Raw genomic sequence first — 15,362 nt, 5'->3', positions numbered from 1 at the left:
AGCAGTAGTCATGAATAACGTTAGTCAATTCAACAGCAAAGAAACCATTCAGGCTAAAGCCTGTGAGTGGATAGCGGCCATCGACCGCGGTCTGTCAGCGGAAGAAAGCGCTGCGCTTCAAGAGTGGATGGCGGCCAATCCGTCGCATCAGAAAATGCTGTTCGAAATGGCCCGTCTTTGGGACGATATGAGCGTAATGCACGCCTTACAAGGACTGGTGACCTATCAACCTCACAAAACACCCCGACGTGTTAACAAGTGGCTGGCGGCCGCTGCGGTGCTCGCAGTCTCTGTCACCGGCGCGCTGAGCTGGAACATGTTGTCTGCTATCGAGCCTACTGAAACCGTTGCCAGCGTTACACAAGAATCAGCAACCGAGATCGGTGAGCAAAAAACGGTGCTATTGGCCGACGGCTCCAAAGTATTTCTGAATACGGATACACAAATCCGTGTTAATTTTTATCCGGGTTTCAGACAAATTGAGTTACTGAAAGGGGAAGCGCATTTTGACGTTGCCCACGACCCGGCCAGACCTTTTACCGTGTTCGCGGGCGAGAATGCGGTTACAGCGGTAGGTACCGCTTTCAATATGGAATTCACCCGGGACAATGCGTTTGAATTGGTGGTGACCGAAGGAAAAGTCCGTGTATCGCAACAATCGGTCTCTGACAGCACTACAACAGCAGAACGCAATCGGGCGCCACTACCTATTGAGCTGGAAGGTGTGATGGTGTTTGCTGGTGAACAGGCGCTGGTGAAAGAGAGCGTGTCAGCCAGAACGGCTTTAACCCAGTCAGAAATTGCCCAGAGTCTGGCCTGGCAAGACGGACAGATCGTTTTTACCGGTCAACAGCTTAACAAAGCGCTGGATGAAATCAGCCGGTACACCCAGGTGAAATTTGTGATTGATGACGATCGCATTATTGATACCCGTATTGCTGGCTACTTCCGCGTGGGCGACATCAATGGCTTATTAGCGGCACTGGAAAACAGTTTTGACATTCAGTCTTATCAGGACGCCGAGCAAAATATCCATTTACACCGGGCAGATAGCTCGATTTAACTGCATACAAACAGCTATTTACAGAGAATGGGTGCACTGCGGTTGAGTTTATGTAAATATTAGCGGAATTTTACGCGGCATTTTTATTTTTCATTGTACGTTAGGCATTGGACAAACGCTTCTCTCATTCTGTTACTGGCTTCAGGCGGCCTCGCCACGCCAGCATCTGTGCATGCCCAGTCAACAGAACACGCAAATAGCCAGCTAACAGCGCAGCGATATCACTTTTCGATACACCCTCAAACGGCTGACAAAACGCTCATTGAGGTTGCCACCCAGGCTAAAACCACACTGTTATTTCCTTTTGAACTTGCTCAACAGGTCGCACTGCCCGGCGTAGAGGGGGTTTATACGCTCGAAGAGGTGTTACAACATTTGCTTGTTAACACGCCACTGGCAATCAATACGGATGAAAACGGCTTCCTTACTATTGTTCAGCGACAAGCATTACCGCCGCCATCCAATAACGATGAACTACCTGACGCGGTTCGCTTAGCGGCAACAGAAGAAACGTTGCCACAATTTGAGCGGATCTCGGTACTTGGCACCCGGGCATCGGCACGCGGCGCATACGACTCAGCAGTGCCACTGGATATTATTGCCCTGGATCAGCCGTTTTTTCAGGGTAGCCAGAATATGCTGGATGCCCTGACGCAGACGGTACCTTCGCTAAACGTTAATGCTCAAACAACCAACGATGCCGCCATGCTGGTGCGCCCTGCCAATTTGCGTGGTCTCGCATCGGACCATACTTTAACCTTGTTAAACGGCAAACGTCGGCATCGCTCAGCGGTGATCACGTTTCTCGGCGGTGGATTGTCCGACGGTGCGCAAGGACCGGATATTTCCGTGTTACCCGTGAGTGCCATTGAGCAGGTGGAAGTACTACGAGATGGCGCTGCAGCTCAATATGGTTCAGACGCCATCGCCGGTGTTATGAATTTTAAGTTGAAGAGTGCCCCGGAGAGCGGCTCATTTACCCTGACCATTGGTCAGCACAGCGCGGGTGACGGTGAGATGATTGGCGTGCAATACAGCCAGGGTATGGGATTTGAAGGCGGCGGCTTTTTACATATCAGTACCGAATTTCAACAGCAACAACCAACCTCAAGAAGTGTGCAGCGAAGTGACGCTCAAAGTCTCATAGAGGCTGGGAATTCATTTATTGCAAACCCTGCTCAACAGTGGGGCAGTGCCGATATGGACAGTGATTTGAAGTTAGCTGTAAATACTGCGGTTCCTTTATCGAATGGCACTGAATGGTATAGCTTCGCGTTAGGTACACTACGGGAAATGGAAGGGGAGTTTTATTTCCGCAATCCGCAAACCCGCCAGGGGGTGTTTGTAACCGATAATACAACCGGCCCCCGGCAACTGCTAATTGCAGATTTGGATGGCTTAGGGCAGGGGATAGCGTGCCCCGTTATTACACTCGGTAATGAAAACGTACTGACCAACCCGGCTTTTCTGCAAATAAATGACCCCTCTAGCGATGTTGGGCGCAATTGTTTTGCCTTCAACGAATGGTTCCCCGGCGGGTTTACTCCCCGTTTCGGTGGCAAGGTGAAAGACGGCAGTTGGTACACAGGCGTACGTGGTGACCTGGGCAATGATTGGTTTTTCGATGTCAGTGCCGGAGTGGGGTATTCGGGAATTCAGTATTATATCGACAATACGGTCAATCCCTCTTTAGGGCCGGATTCGCCTACTTCCTTTAACCCCGGTGGCGCTGCGCAGTTGGAGAAAAACGCCAGCGTGGATCTGGTGAAAGAAGTGGATGCACAGATGTTTCAGCCAGTTACGCTGGCCATGGGCATTGAATGGCGAAGCGAGTTGTACAAACAGGTTAAAGGTGAGGAAGCGTCATACGTAGTAGGTCCCTTTGCGCAGAATGTGACGGGTGTTCATTCAGGGTTTTCGGTAGGCGCCAATGGCTTTCCGGGATATCGCCCGGAAACATCCGGTCAATGGCAGCGAAGTAATCGTGCTGTGTACGTTGATGCGTCTATTCCCTTTTCGGCTGAATGGCTGTTTGGCGCAGCCATTCGTGCTGAAGATTTTTCGGATTTCGGTACCCACCTGGATGGAAAATTCAGTGCGCGCTGGCAATTTACCTCGTCGATGGCTCTGCGTAGCTCAGTGAGTACGGGGTACAAAGCGCCAACAGTTGGCCAGAGCAATATCATTAATATTAGTACCAAGTTCGGCTTGAACGGGTTAGAAGACCAGGTGACATTGCCGCCCTCTAATCCGGTAGCGAAGCAATTGGGTGCATCGGCACTGGCCCCAGAAGAGTCAACTAACATCAGTGTCGGTCTGGTAGCAAAAGTAAAATCTGTCGCCCAACTGACTTTGGATTTTTACCAGATTCGATTGTCTGACCGGATTAGCACAACCTCTGCGATTCCGCTGTCTGAGGATACTATTGATTTGCTGTTGGCACAGGGTTTCAAAGAAGCCGAAACCTATCGCAGCGCCAAGTATTTCACCAATGATTTTGACACCCTGACCCGGGGCATGGATCTTATTTTCCACTGGCGTTTTGCGTCTGGTGACTGGCAGAACGATCTGCTGGCCAGTGTGAACTGGACGGATACGCAGGTTACCCGAGTTACCTTGAATGACACCGGTGCCAGCGAGGATACTAATCTGACGCGTCAACGCATTCGAATGCTGGAAGATAACTTACCAGCCTGGCGTGCGAATGTGACGTTGAATCAGCAATTCGGACCGAATGAATTAAGTTGGCGGCTCAACTACTACGGCAGCTTCTATGAAGATCATCTCGATGCTGCTGCAGGATTGGATATAGAGTCAGGCGGGCGTTTCACGCTGGATGCGCGCTGGCAATATGCCTTTACCCCGGTGTGGGGGGTGACGTTTGGGGTAAATAACCTGTTTAACACCCAACCCGATATCAACCCTTATCAGTTTGTTGCAGGCGCGAAATATCCTTCAACCAGTCCGGGTGGCATTGACGGAAGCTATTATTTTGCGGCAATCAATGCCAAGTGGTAACTGTGATTGTAAAGCGCAGTACTACCGGGGCGGGTACTAGCCCACGTCTTTGAATAAAGACTCGTCGATGATAGTAGAATCAATTATTTGCTGGGCCATTTGGATACAACGCCCGCATTGTGAACCCACTTGCAGTTGCTCTTTTAACTGACGCATGTTGCCCACACCGTCTTCAGTGACAGCGCGTTTAATAGCAGTATCGGTAATGCCGTAGCACATACACACGTACATAAAAAAACCTCTAACTAGTGTTGCAAATGATAATAATTGTTATTTGTTATCTTTGCAAATGCTTTTCCGCAAATTTAGCCAAAAGTTAGCTATGTGCTTTTATCAGGCTGTAGTGATTTTTGAACAGCCCCTAGGCAAATGCCATAGGGGAAAACCCGGATTTGCTTTTATGCGTCATCAATCACAAAAAAACTGGTCGGATTATTTGAAAGTTTTAATCAGATGCTGTTGTTTTATAAAAAAGCGCACCAATAATAGACATGGCTGGTACAACAGTGTCAGCGCCCATGGCAATACTGCCATTAGGAATAATCACAAACACAAGTGGAGCAAATTATGAGCGTACTGGTAGGCCGTCCGGCCCCGGACTTTACTGCTGCTGCAGTGCTAGGTAGCGGTGAAATTGTTGATAGCTTTTCTTTAAGCGAAGCCATTAAGGGTAAAAAAGCCGTTGTTTTCTTTTATCCATTAGACTTTACCTTTGTATGTCCTTCAGAGCTGATCGCTTTCGACAAACGTTATGACGAGTTTGCCAAGCGCGGTGTGGAAGTGATTGGTGTGTCTATCGATTCTCAGTTCTCTCACAATGCATGGCGTAATACGCCGGTTAACCAAGGCGGTATTGGTCCGGTTAAGTACACTCTGGTTGCAGACGTGAAGCACGAAATCTGCCAGGCCTATGACGTAGAGCACCCTGAAGCAGGTGTAGCGTTCCGTGGCTCATTCCTGATCGACGAAGCTGGTCAGGTACGTCACCAGGTAGTTAACGATCTGCCTCTGGGCCGTAATATCGACGAAATGCTGCGCATGGTTGACGCACTGGCGTTCCACGAAGAGCACGGTGAAGTATGTCCGGCTGGCTGGACTGAAGGAAAATCTGGTATGGACGCGAGCCCTGAAGGTGTTGCTAAGTACCTGGCTGAAAAATCAGAAGAGCTCTAAGCTTGAACGATATTTAAGTGAAAGGCGCCGGTTGGCGCCTTTTTCGTTGGTGTTAGCGGCTGTCTGAGAGTGACATACCCAGTTCCTCAATGGATTTGCCACGGGTTTCAGGAAACAACCACAGCACGCATATTAGCTGCAGGACCATCATCACGGTAAAGAAGCCAAAGATGACAGTGGGCGTAAAGCTGCCTAACACAGCTGGCATCACAAGCGTAATCAAAGCCGCCAGAACCCAATGGGTACCGCAGCCCAGGCTTTGCCCCTTGGTGCGCACCGAGTTGGGGAATATTTCAGAAATAAACACCCAGATCACCGCACCCTGGCCCACCGCGTGTGACGCGATAAACATGAATATAAAGGCAACCACTAAATTACCCGCTAACGACAACTGAAACGCTATCGTGAGTGCGGCTAAAGACAGAATGTAGCCTATTGAACCTATGACGAGCAGGGTTTTACGGCCAGCCTTGTCAATAAGCACCATCCCCAACACGGTAAATAACAGGTTGACCAGGCCAATGCCCGCACTCGACAACAACGCGGCACTGCTGTCCAGCCCCGCCAGACTGAAGATGCGTGGGGCAAAGTAAATCACAAAGTTAATACCCGAGAGCTGGTTAAAGAAAGCCAGTAAAAACGCCAGCAGTATTGGCCAGCGATACGCATGACTGAACAGGTTCTCGCTAGCGCGTTGCTGATGTTCACTTTCAATTTGGGTTATCAGGTGTTGCGGCGAAGGTTCCCCTACAGCATGCAGAATCTGACTGGCTGCCTGGTGATCCTGTTTGTGTAGCAGCAGCCACCGGGGACTTTCTGGTACAAAGAAAACCAACAGCAGGTAGATAGCTGCAGGAAGGGCTTCTATGCCCAGCATCCAGCGCCAACTGAGCAGAAATGTATCTGCCAGCAGATAGTTCGATAAAAACGCGATTAATATGCCAAACACAATTTGGAACTGGTAAAGCGCAACCAGTCGACCACGCTGAGCCGCTGGTGCTATTTCAGCAATGTAGGCGGGCACCGCTATCGAGGAGACACCGACGCCGATACCGCCAATAAAGCGCATTACACTGAAAGTAACAGGATCTGTTGCCAGCGCTGAACCCAATGCAGACAGCAGATATAGCACCCCAATAGCAATCAGTGTGGTTTTGCGGCCAAACCGGTCACAGGGAATGTTAGCGCCTAATGCCCCCAGTACTGTGCCCCATAGGGCCGATGACATGATAAACAAACCATGGGTCAGATCAGAGGTTTGCCACAAGGCTTGGATGGGTTGATCTGCTCCGGATATTACAGCTGTATCAAAGCCAAATAAGAACCCGGCACAGGCGACGGTAATACTCCAAAGCAGTAATTTATTGTTCAGCATAATAGGATCTTAATCGTTTAAGTTTGTTAAGTGTACAACTCAACGACGAAGTTACAATGCTTTTTTACAATTATTTAACGAAGTGGGGAGAGATGGTCTGCTAAGGAAGCGGCCATCCGCCTAACGAGGCATACCGATTGACGATGTAGCAAAACAGCTCGGCAGTTTTCTGTGCATCGTACAACGCGGAATGGGCTTCTTTCTGATCGAAGGCAATTCCCGCAGCCTGGCAGGCTTTTACCAGCACGGTTTGACCGACCGCCAGACCTGACAGGGTTGTGGTATCGAAAGAAACAAAAGGGTGAAACGGCGTGCGTTTGATGTTGCAACGCTCAATGGCAGCATTAACGAAGCCTTGATCAAAAGTAGCATTATGCGCAACGATGACAGAACGTTGGCATTCTGCGGCCTTTTGTTGTTTCCGAATCGTTTTACACAGCTCTTTCATGGCTTCATCTTCGTCGATGGCACCGCGCAATGCGCAGTTCGGATCAATGCCATTAAATTCCAGCGCGGCTGGCTCGAGGTTCGCGCCTTCAAACGGCGTAACATGGGCGTGATACGTCTGATCCGGGTGCAGCATACCTTCTTCGTCCATATGAAGGGTTACGGCGGCAATTTCTAACAAGGCATCGGTATTAGCGTTAAAGCCGGCGGTTTCAACGTCGATAATAACGGGAAAGTAGCCTCTGAAACGGTGTGCAAGCTGAGGTTTGGTGTCGGACATATCACTCAAAAAAACGTTGTGGACGAATCGAATAACGCGGAAGTCGCGAATTAAACGTAAAGTCAGTTCTCATTCAGGGGCAAATTATGTCAACATTAGGCAAGAGTATCTACCTGGAACTAAACTTTTCTCGGCAATTGTCGATAAGTTAACGAGGCATATTCAGAGGCTAGTATGGTTAAATCCATTTTGCATAGTTCAATTGTGTTGGCATTGGGTCTGACAACATGCGCTGCTAACGGCGCCATGCGTCAGTATCACGCCACGGTAGAATCGTCGGATTGGCAGGTCAGCGAACCATCAAGGTTAAGCTGCACGCTGTCGCATGCGTTGCCGGGTTACGGTGAGGCTCAGTTTACCAGTGTCGCATCAAAGCAGCTCAACATGGAGTTTGTGCTGGATATGCAACGCTTGCCGAAACGTTTTGATACTGCTGCTGTGTATTCAGTGCCGCCGGCCTGGATGCCAGGACAGCGCGCCCGTCAGATAGCGGATATGACCATTCGCACTCAGTACGATGGCGATTTGCCGGAAGACACCGCCTGGACCATGCTCAGTGAACTCGAAAAAGGTTTCTGGCCAACCATTTACTATCAGGATTGGTACAACCCCGCAGACAAGGTAGCGGTTGGCCTGAATGCCAGTAATTTCATGCCGGTGTATCAGGAATTTGTAAGCTGTGTGTCAAACCTGTTGCCTTACAGTTTTGAAGATATCAGCTATACGGTGTTGAGTTACGAGAAAAACAGCGTCGAGCTGTCTAAATACTCTAAGAAACGTCTGGCCATGATTGGCGATTACCTGCGAGAAGACAACGACCTGGAGTTGGTGTTGTTAGACGGCTATACCGACAGCTACGGCGGTTCGTGGAACAACCAGCAGCTTTCCGTGCGTCGCGCCAATGAGGTAAAAAGTTATCTGACAGACCTAGGCGTCAATCCGGATCGCATCGAATTAACTGGTCACGGTGAGAAGCGCCATATCTCACCGAATACTACCAGTCATTCCCGAGCGGCTAACCGTCGCGTAGTCGTCAGGCTGGCGAAGTCATAGATTTAAACTGATTTGAACGAAAACGGCCGCATCATGATGCGGCCGTTTTGCTATTCAATACACAACACGCCTAGTGTGCTGTTTGTTCAATGTGCTCAATAAAGGCTTTTACCGGCGGCACCTGATCGGTAAATACGCCATCAAATTTCCATTTACCCACAATAAGCTGAAGCAATTGCTCTGCGGTAATACCCGGCGGTAAAGCGTCGAGCCTGAATGTATATGGGTGAATTTGCAGACCTTCAGCTTGCGCTGTTTGCACCCAGTCCGCCAATTCAAATGAAGGTGGGTTAGTGGATTGCGTGACGTGACCTAGCCAGGGGCCAATGCCTTGCACATATTGCGCAGCCTCTCGCATGCCCGCTGGTGTTTTTAGCATTGCGTAATTGGTGGGGGACTCACCCCAGTCATTATCCGCAATCAGTTGCACCATATTCACTTTGGCCCCCAATTCGTTACGGATACGCTTCACTTCTTCAAAGTCAAAGCACTGCAAATAAATATTCGCGTCCGGGGTATCCAAGTTATGCGCTCTCAGCGTGTCCAGCACGATTTTGCTGATGTCATAGCCCTCAGCCCGATGCCAGGCCGGTGACTTGATTTCCGGGTAATACCCGATGTTGGCACCAGTGAGGCGATTCAATTCAGCAATAGAGGTCAGCTGTTCCTCAAAGGTGGCAACAGTAAAATGGCTTTTGCCCTGGTAGCGATTGGGGAATACCGGCGTACCGTCAGCGTTTTCACGTTCATGGACCTGCAGGGTTTTTAGCTCTGCCAGGGTAAAGTCGAGGGCGTAAAAACGGCCGTCTTCACGGGCTCGATTTGGGAATTTCTGCTCGACGTCTGTTACGGTTTCCAGATGAATATCGTGCAATACCACCAGTGCGTTGTCGCGCGTGAGTACCAGATCCTGTTCAATAAAGGCCGGGCCCTGAGCGTGCGCAAGCGCCATAGCTTCCAGCGTGTGTTCAGGGAGATAACCCGAAGCGCCGCGGTGAGCAACAATATCGAAAGCCTGACTGGCAAACGACATCGCGCTCGTTGATAACAATAAAACAAAAGATAAGGGGACTACACGCATAACAAATTATTCCGGTTGAATGAGTTCGATGGCGTAACCGTCCGGGTCGCGCACGAACGCGATGACCGTTTTGCCACCTTTGACAGGCCCAGGCTTGCGATATACATCTGCGCCTTTCGATTCCAATTGCTCGCAAAAAGCATAAATATCGTCAACTGCAAACGCAACGTGACCATAAGCAGTACCCATATCGTACTCGTTGTCGCCCCAGTTATAGGTTAACTCCAGCACGGCTTGTTCTGACTCGTCGGCATACCCCACGAAAGCCAGTGTGTATTCGTATTCTTCGTTTACGCTTTTGCGCAGCAATTTCATGCCCATGGTATCGACGTAAAACGCCAGTGACGTATCAAGATCTTTGACGCGTAACATGGTGTGAAGCATTCGCATTGTGATTCTCCTCTTTCAGACAGTCTGGTTGGTGTTCATGTCACTGTAATGACAGCGTCTTTTCTTTTGTATTTATATGTTGAAACAGTGTGTCATGAACATGGGTAAAGTTACCACGAATTGGATTTAAAATAGCGCTTCTTCGCTAAGATCCTTACACAATGCGCTAAATATCGGACGCGAGTTGATTATTTAAACAGAACTCATCCGATGGTTTTATACATTCATATGACTTGGCTTGCTTACCTGAGAGTAAAAGGGATACTGTGAGACCAGTTAGAAGGATTCACTATGTCTCAATATAAGAAATTACTCAGCATTGCTATTGCATTTGCGTGTGTGTTGTTGGCTCTGAACTTTGGTCTGCGCTCTTCGATGGGCTTCTTTATGGCACCGGTGTCTGCCGAATTTGGTTATGGCAGAGAAGTGTTTGCCTTTGCGTTAGCACTACAAAATTTGTGGTGGGGATTATTCCAGCCTGTTGCTGGTGCGTTTGCCGATCGATTCGGTACAGTCAAAACCGTTGTTGCTGGTACATTGCTGTACGCACTGGGTCTTTATGTAACAGCGACGACAGATTCTGTGTTGGGCCTCAACACAGGGGCAGGGCTGTTAATGGGAATGGGGATTGCGGCCACCGGATTCGGCGTGGTATTGCCCGCCATGGCGCGAATGGTTTCGCCAGAGAAACGGTCTTTTGCATTAGGTCTGGGCAGTGCGGCGGGTTCAGCCGGACAATTGCTTGTAGTACCGGTTGCCCAGTCGTTTATCGCAGGTTATGGCTGGAGTACTGCATTATTACTCATGGCAGCCTGTGCGTTGCTGATGATGTTGTTAGCGTCTCCGTTACGCGATGCATCGGTGCCTGATTCAGGGGGCAATGTGTCGGCAAAAAAGCAATCTATGCAAGAAGCGCTGAAAGAAGCGTGTGTTTATCCACATTACTGGCTGCTGGTGGCAGGTTTCTTTGTATGTGGATTTCAACTGGCGTTTATTACCGTGCACATGCCGGCATTTTTGAGTGACCGGGGCTTTGAGTCTGATGTCGCAGTGGCCAGTCTGGCGTTAATTGGTCTGTTTAATATATTCGGTTGTTTACTGTCAGGTTCCTGGGCGGGGAAATATTCCAAAGCCAAGCTGCTTACCTGGATTTACGCGTTACGCGCTGTGTCGATAGCCGCATTTATGTATTTCCCGATGTCGGCCACGTCGGTGTACGCTTTTTCGATAGTTACAGGCCTGTTGTGGTTGGCAACGGTGCCGCCGACGTCAGGTCTGGTTGCGCAAATGTTCGGTTTGCCTTACATGGGATTGCTTTACGGCATCGTGTTTTTAAGCCATCAGCTTGGTTCGTTCAGCGGCGTGTGGTTAGGTGGTTATCTGTTTGACGTAACCGGCTCTTACGACGTGGTGTGGTGGGCCGCATGCGGCATCGCTATCATTACTGCGCTGTTACATTTGTGGATAGATGAACGGCCAGTTGAACGCTTGCGTGTCGCAGCTGCTTCTTAACAGTCTACGGCGTCTTAAAGACAAATGAGACTGAAACCAGCCATATGGCTGGTTTCAGGAATTAGGAACTAGTGCTTGCGACTGGCTTTATCCAGCGAGCCCATGGCATAAGCCGAGACAACAAAGGTAAGGTGAATAAGCACATACCACATGAGTTTGTCGTTATCGATATTCTTGGCATTCATGAACACTTTGAGTAAATGAATGGACGAAATAGCGACGATCGAAGCGGCAACTTTGCTTTTCAGTGAGCTGGTGTCCAGTGTGCCCAGCCAGGCCAGCTTTTCTGTGCCTTCTTTTAAATCAATTTGCGAGACAAAATTCTCATAGCTGGTGAACATCACCATAATGATCAGGCCAGACACTAACGCGATGTCTATAAGTGACAACACCACCAGTACAATGTCAGCCTCGCTGATTTCCAGTACATGGGGTAACAGGTGAAAGAGCTCCTGAAAGAACTTAATACCCAACGCCACCAGGGCCAGACTTAATCCAATGTAAATGGGCGCAAGTAACCATCGCGATGCATACATAACGCGCTCAACCCATGCTTCCAAATTGCATTCTCCTTGAAAAAATGATGATTATACTGGGGTAATATGTCAGAAAATGGGGCGTATCCGTCAATACGCCTTTGGTACTTATTTCAGGCTCTGCCTATTTTTTTGGCTTTTTGACGGCTTTCTTTTGCTTTGCCTGTAGCTTTTTTTCCTGCTCTTTCAGTACTTCGTTTATAAAACTTTTGCGGCCAAATTGGCGAGTAATTATGCATTTGTCCAGCGAGAAACCCCGTGCAGGGCAATACTCTCGGCCGTAATAAATGATTTGCAAATGCAGGTCATTCCAGCGTTCTCGTGGGAACAGGCGTTTTGCATCGCGCTCGGTTTGCTCCACACTCTTACCGTTCGACAACCCCCAGCGATACATAAGTCGGTGAATATGGGTATCAACCGGAAAGGCGGGAACACCAAATGCCTGGGACATTACCACAGATGCGGTCTTGTGACCGACACCGGGCATGGCTTCCAACGCCTCAAAGTCTTGTGGTACTTCACCGCCATGTTGCTTGATGATCATATCAGACAGATGCCAAATCCCTTTTGATTTCATGGGTGACAATCCGCAGGGTTTGATGATCTCTTTGATTTCATCGATGCTCATGAGCACCATGTCAAAGGGGTTATCGGCGCGGGCAAACAATTTAGGGGTGATCTGGTTTACCCTTTCATCGGTGCATTGCGCAGACAGCAGCACCGCTATCAGGAGTGTGTAAGGGTCTTTGTGATCCAATGGAATGGGAATTTCCGGATAAAGCTCATCCAGAATGTCCATAATGGCTTGCACTTTTTGTTGTTTGGTCAACGAACTGCTCATAAAAGGTACCGGTTCAACGCTATCGCTGGCTAGCTTTCTGCAGTGACACGCGCGCGCACGACTTTCTTCGGGGCGTTTGCGGCTGCTTTGTCGGCCAGTTTTTTATCAATAATATTTTTAACGGCAATCAGGAAGCCAAGCCCTAAAAAGGCGCCGGGCGGCAGGATTGCCAGTAAGAAAGGATTCTCCGGGCTAAACAGAGTAACGGACCAGTCTGATGCGATAGGGCCAAACAGACGATCAGCGCCGTGAAGCAGCGTGCCATTACCCAATACTTCGCGAAGTCCTCCCAGGATGACCAGAACCAGTGTAAAACCGACGCCCATCATTAAGCCGTCAAAAGCTGAGGTGCCTAACGGGTTTTTGGAAGCAAAGGCTTCGGCACGGCCGATAATGGCACAATTGGTCACAATAAGCGGAATAAAGATACCCAATGCCAGGTACAGTTCATACGTGTAGGCATTCATGAGTAGCTGGATCACGGTAACAAAGGCGGCAATGATCATCACAAATACCGGGATCCGTATGGCTGACGTAACGTAGTGCCGAATCAGTGACACAGTCGCGTTGGAGCCTACAAGAACCAGTGTGGTGGCAATCCCCAATCCAAGTCCGTTAATGACGCTGGAGGTGACTGCCAGCAATGGGCACAGGCCCAATAGCTGCACTAAGGCAGGGTTATTTTTCCAGAGGCCCTCGAGTGTGAGTTGTTGATACATACGCACTTACTCCTGAGATTCTGCCGGGGCAGGGCAGTTAGCGGGTTGACTAAACAGCGTGGCTTGCTGTTGGTTCAGGTAGGCCAGTGTTTTCGCCACAGCACCAACGACAGCGCGGGGCGTAATGGTTGCGCCGGTAAACTGGTCAAACTGCCCGCCATCTTTCTTTACTTGCCAGCGTTTGGCGTCTTCTGCTTTGTAGACTTTACCGTTAAATGAAAGCATCCAGTCACTGACTGCCATTTCGATTTTGTCACCCAGTCCGGGCGTTTCGGCATGGTCGAGTGCTCGAACGCCCAGTACTTCGCCCTGTGTGTTAACACCCAAAATTAAGTGAATGTTACCACTGTAGCCATCGGGGGCCGTAAACTCAGCGGCTAAAGCCTGATTTTCACCGTCTAGCCGGGCACGGTAAATAGCATGAGAACCTCGTCCCAGGGCTGCATCATCAATCTGTAAACAGTCCAGAGCTAATTGATTATTGTAAAGTGTTGGTGGCACTACTTCGTTCAGGGTAGTGAGCAAACGCTTAGCCCTTTGCTCCGCAATCTTTTGTTCCGTACCGGCAAAAGTAAACGCAATTAATGCCGTTGTAACCACAGCAAATAAGGCTAGCAGGGCACCGTTTTTAATTATGCTATTTGGCATCAGGCGTCTCCTTCCCGCTGCTTTTGTTTAGCACGCTGCCCATACACCCTTGGTTGGGTGTAATAGTCAATCAGCGGTACTGCCATATTCATGATAACAACAGCAAAAGCGATGGCGTCCGGATAGCCGCCGAAAGTGCGAATAATAACGATCCAAAAACCAATGGCTGCACCAAAGACTAAACGCCCTTTAGGTGTAGTCGAGGCCGAAACCGGGTCGGTAGCAATAAAGAATGCGCCAAAGAGCACCGCACCATTGGTCCAGTGGAAAAGGGCCGAACCATACAAGTCGCCATTAATGAGCTGTAAAAAGGTCGCGGTAATTGCAACGCCTGCAATCAGAGATACCGGAATATGCCAGCTTATGATGCGTTGCTGGAGCAGCACGAGACCGCCGGCAAGGTAAGCTATTGCAACCCAGCCCCAGCCAGCGCCGGCTGCTTCTGTTATGCCTTGTCCAAACAACGGGTGTGAGAGCGCTTCCGTGTAGGTGTACCCCTGGCTCAACTGGGTTTTTACGTAGTCCAGCGGTGTGGCCATAGTAAAACCATCGGCCCCGGCGCGTAACTGGGTTAAGTCGTACCCGGCCTGACTGAAGCCGGTAAAGATAACTGATACAGCGTCGCCAAACGAAATGTCGTGTAGGGCGAGCGAAGAGGGAGGCAACCAGCCACTCATTGCTGCCGGAAAGGAGATAAGTAGCATGACATAGGCTGCCATTGCCGGATTAAACAGGTTAAAACCCAAGCCGCCATAAAGTTGTTTTACGATAGCGATAGCAAACCAGGTACCCAGTACGGTCATCCACCATGGCAGAAAGGGAGGAAGGCTGACTGCCAGCAACAGGCCGGTAACAATGGCGCTGTAGTCGCCAAGGGCCTGGCCAATCTCACGCTTACGTAGGGCGACAATGGTGGCTTCTGTTACAAGCGCTGTGATTGCCGCCAATAACATTTGGATAATGACGCCCCAGCCAAAGAAGATGACCTGAGCAATAATGCCAGGCACCATTGCGTACAGGACCCAGCGCATAACCTGATCGGTAGTGCGTCTGACATGCTGGTGGGGAGAACTCGATAAGGTTAACTTCATGCGTTATCTTGCTCCTGATCCTCACTGTTTTCTCGTGCTGCTTTTTTGGCTTTGGCACGAGCAACAGCGGCGGCAATTTTTGCTTTGCGCTGAGCTTCAGGGCTCAGTTCTTCGGCGTCTGCATCAGCCGTGTCT

15 protein-coding genes are annotated in these 15,362 nt (G+C 49.6%); 5 read left to right on the top strand and 10 right to left on the bottom strand.

Annotated features, from left to right (window positions below; genetic code table 11):
• Positions 1–10: 10 nt before the first annotated feature.
• Positions 11–1,063, top strand: coding sequence for a FecR family protein (locus tag BUB81_RS04135; protein WP_073318807.1), 1,053 nt, complete (start codon positions 11–13; stop codon positions 1,061–1,063).
• A 93-nt stretch (positions 1,064–1,156) separates the two neighbouring features.
• Entirely contained in the window at positions 1,157–4,081 is a 2,925-nt protein-coding gene (locus BUB81_RS04130) for a TonB-dependent receptor plug domain-containing protein (RefSeq protein ID WP_245819117.1), read from the top strand.
• Positions 4,082–4,117: 36 nt separating this feature from the next.
• On the opposite strand, the gene BUB81_RS04125 is transcribed toward BUB81_RS04130, so the two are convergent.
• Positions 4,118–4,312, bottom strand: a complete 195-nt coding sequence (locus tag BUB81_RS04125; RefSeq protein ID WP_073318801.1) for a (2Fe-2S)-binding protein — start codon at positions 4,310–4,312, stop codon at positions 4,118–4,120.
• 336 nt (positions 4,313–4,648) lie between these two features.
• Here BUB81_RS04125 and BUB81_RS04120 point away from each other — a divergent pair, with 336 nt between their 5' ends.
• Entirely contained in the window at positions 4,649–5,254 is a 606-nt protein-coding gene (locus BUB81_RS04120; protein ID WP_073320904.1) for a peroxiredoxin, read from the top strand.
• A 52-nt stretch (positions 5,255–5,306) separates the two neighbouring features.
• On the opposite strand, the gene BUB81_RS04115 is transcribed toward BUB81_RS04120, so the two are convergent.
• The gene (locus tag BUB81_RS04115) at positions 5,307–6,629 is read right to left on the bottom strand and encodes a sugar porter family MFS transporter (RefSeq protein ID WP_073318798.1); all 1,323 of its coding nucleotides are present in this window, start codon (positions 6,627–6,629) and stop codon (positions 5,307–5,309) included.
• A 100-nt stretch (positions 6,630–6,729) separates the two neighbouring features.
• Complete coding sequence (gene rnt / locus BUB81_RS04110) at positions 6,730–7,356, bottom strand: ribonuclease T (RefSeq protein WP_073318795.1); 627 nt, start codon at positions 7,354–7,356, stop codon at positions 6,730–6,732.
• A 246-nt stretch (positions 7,357–7,602) separates the two neighbouring features.
• On the opposite strand from rnt, the gene BUB81_RS04105 reads away from it, so the two are divergent.
• Complete coding sequence (locus tag BUB81_RS04105) at positions 7,603–8,409, top strand: flagellar protein MotY (protein ID WP_370167299.1); 807 nt, start codon at positions 7,603–7,605, stop codon at positions 8,407–8,409.
• Positions 8,410–8,479: 70 nt separating this feature from the next.
• On the opposite strand, the gene glpQ is transcribed toward BUB81_RS04105, so the two are convergent.
• Together glpQ and gloA are read right to left on the bottom strand one after the other, a co-directional pair.
• The gene (gene glpQ / locus BUB81_RS04100; protein ID WP_073318789.1) at positions 8,480–9,490 is read right to left on the bottom strand and encodes a glycerophosphodiester phosphodiesterase; all 1,011 of its coding nucleotides are present in this window, start codon (positions 9,488–9,490) and stop codon (positions 8,480–8,482) included.
• A 6-nt stretch (positions 9,491–9,496) separates the two neighbouring features.
• Complete coding sequence (gloA, locus tag BUB81_RS04095; protein ID WP_073318786.1) at positions 9,497–9,880, bottom strand: lactoylglutathione lyase; 384 nt, start codon at positions 9,878–9,880, stop codon at positions 9,497–9,499.
• A gap of 291 nt (positions 9,881–10,171) precedes the next feature.
• On the opposite strand from gloA, the gene BUB81_RS04090 reads away from it, so the two are divergent.
• A complete protein-coding gene (locus tag BUB81_RS04090) occupies positions 10,172–11,392 on the top strand; it encodes an MFS transporter (RefSeq protein ID WP_073318782.1) in 1,221 nt (406 codons plus the stop codon).
• 68 nt (positions 11,393–11,460) lie between these two features.
• Here BUB81_RS04090 and BUB81_RS04085 read toward each other — a convergent pair whose 3' ends face one another.
• The 5 genes from BUB81_RS04085 to rsxD form a co-directional block, all read right to left on the bottom strand.
• Positions 11,461–11,952 carry a TIGR00645 family protein gene (locus BUB81_RS04085; RefSeq protein ID WP_073318779.1) on the bottom strand — a complete coding sequence of 164 codons (492 nt, stop codon included), beginning with the start codon at positions 11,950–11,952 and terminating at the stop codon, positions 11,461–11,463.
• Positions 11,953–12,052: 100 nt separating this feature from the next.
• The gene (gene nth, locus BUB81_RS04080) at positions 12,053–12,769 is read right to left on the bottom strand and encodes an endonuclease III (protein ID WP_175555765.1); all 717 of its coding nucleotides are present in this window, start codon (positions 12,767–12,769) and stop codon (positions 12,053–12,055) included.
• A gap of 29 nt (positions 12,770–12,798) precedes the next feature.
• Positions 12,799–13,494 carry an electron transport complex subunit E gene (locus tag BUB81_RS04075; RefSeq protein WP_139241502.1) on the bottom strand — a complete coding sequence of 232 codons (696 nt, stop codon included), beginning with the start codon at positions 13,492–13,494 and terminating at the stop codon, positions 12,799–12,801.
• On the bottom strand, positions 13,495–14,136 hold the full coding sequence (gene rsxG / locus BUB81_RS04070) for an electron transport complex subunit RsxG (protein ID WP_084526215.1): 642 nt from the start codon (positions 14,134–14,136) through the stop codon (positions 13,495–13,497).
• Complete coding sequence (rsxD, locus tag BUB81_RS04065) at positions 14,136–15,227, bottom strand: electron transport complex subunit RsxD (protein WP_073318773.1); 1,092 nt, start codon at positions 15,225–15,227, stop codon at positions 14,136–14,138. Before rsxD ends, rsxG begins: the two co-directional genes overlap by 1 nt.
• Between the last annotated feature and the right edge of the window lie 135 nt (positions 15,228–15,362).

The sequence above is a fragment of the Marisediminitalea aggregata genome, assembly GCF_900129565.1.
In the GTDB taxonomy this organism is placed as follows: Bacteria; Pseudomonadota; Gammaproteobacteria; order Enterobacterales; family Alteromonadaceae; genus Alteromonas; species Alteromonas aggregata.
Note: the sequence above shows the minus strand (reverse complement) of the source record. Positions and strands in the feature narration are given on the sequence as shown.

Bases quoted from the DNA above. Each gene is read 5' to 3' on its own strand.
- rnt (WP_073318795.1), bottom strand. From the start codon at position 7,356: ATGTCCGACACCAAACCTCAGCTTGCACACCGTTTCAGAGGCTACTTT.
- BUB81_RS04125 (WP_073318801.1), bottom strand. From the start codon at position 4,312: ATGTACGTGTGTATGTGCTACGGCATTACCGATACTGCTATTAAACGC.
- BUB81_RS04120 (WP_073320904.1), top strand. From the start codon at position 4,649: ATGAGCGTACTGGTAGGCCGTCCGGCCCCGGACTTTACTGCTGCTGCA.
- BUB81_RS04115 (WP_073318798.1), bottom strand. From the start codon at position 6,629: ATGCTGAACAATAAATTACTGCTTTGGAGTATTACCGTCGCCTGTGCC.
- gloA (WP_073318786.1), bottom strand. From the start codon at position 9,880: ATGCGAATGCTTCACACCATGTTACGCGTCAAAGATCTTGATACGTCA.
- rsxD (WP_073318773.1), bottom strand. From the start codon at position 15,227: ATGAAGTTAACCTTATCGAGTTCTCCCCACCAGCATGTCAGACGCACT.
- nth (WP_175555765.1), bottom strand. From the start codon at position 12,769: ATGAGCAGTTCGTTGACCAAACAACAAAAAGTGCAAGCCATTATGGAC.
- BUB81_RS04105 (WP_370167299.1), top strand. From the start codon at position 7,603: ATGCGTCAGTATCACGCCACGGTAGAATCGTCGGATTGGCAGGTCAGC.
- BUB81_RS04135 (WP_073318807.1), top strand. From the start codon at position 11: ATGAATAACGTTAGTCAATTCAACAGCAAAGAAACCATTCAGGCTAAA.
- glpQ (WP_073318789.1), bottom strand. From the start codon at position 9,490: ATGCGTGTAGTCCCCTTATCTTTTGTTTTATTGTTATCAACGAGCGCG.
- BUB81_RS04090 (WP_073318782.1), top strand. From the start codon at position 10,172: ATGTCTCAATATAAGAAATTACTCAGCATTGCTATTGCATTTGCGTGT.
- rsxG (WP_084526215.1), bottom strand. From the start codon at position 14,136: ATGCCAAATAGCATAATTAAAAACGGTGCCCTGCTAGCCTTATTTGCT.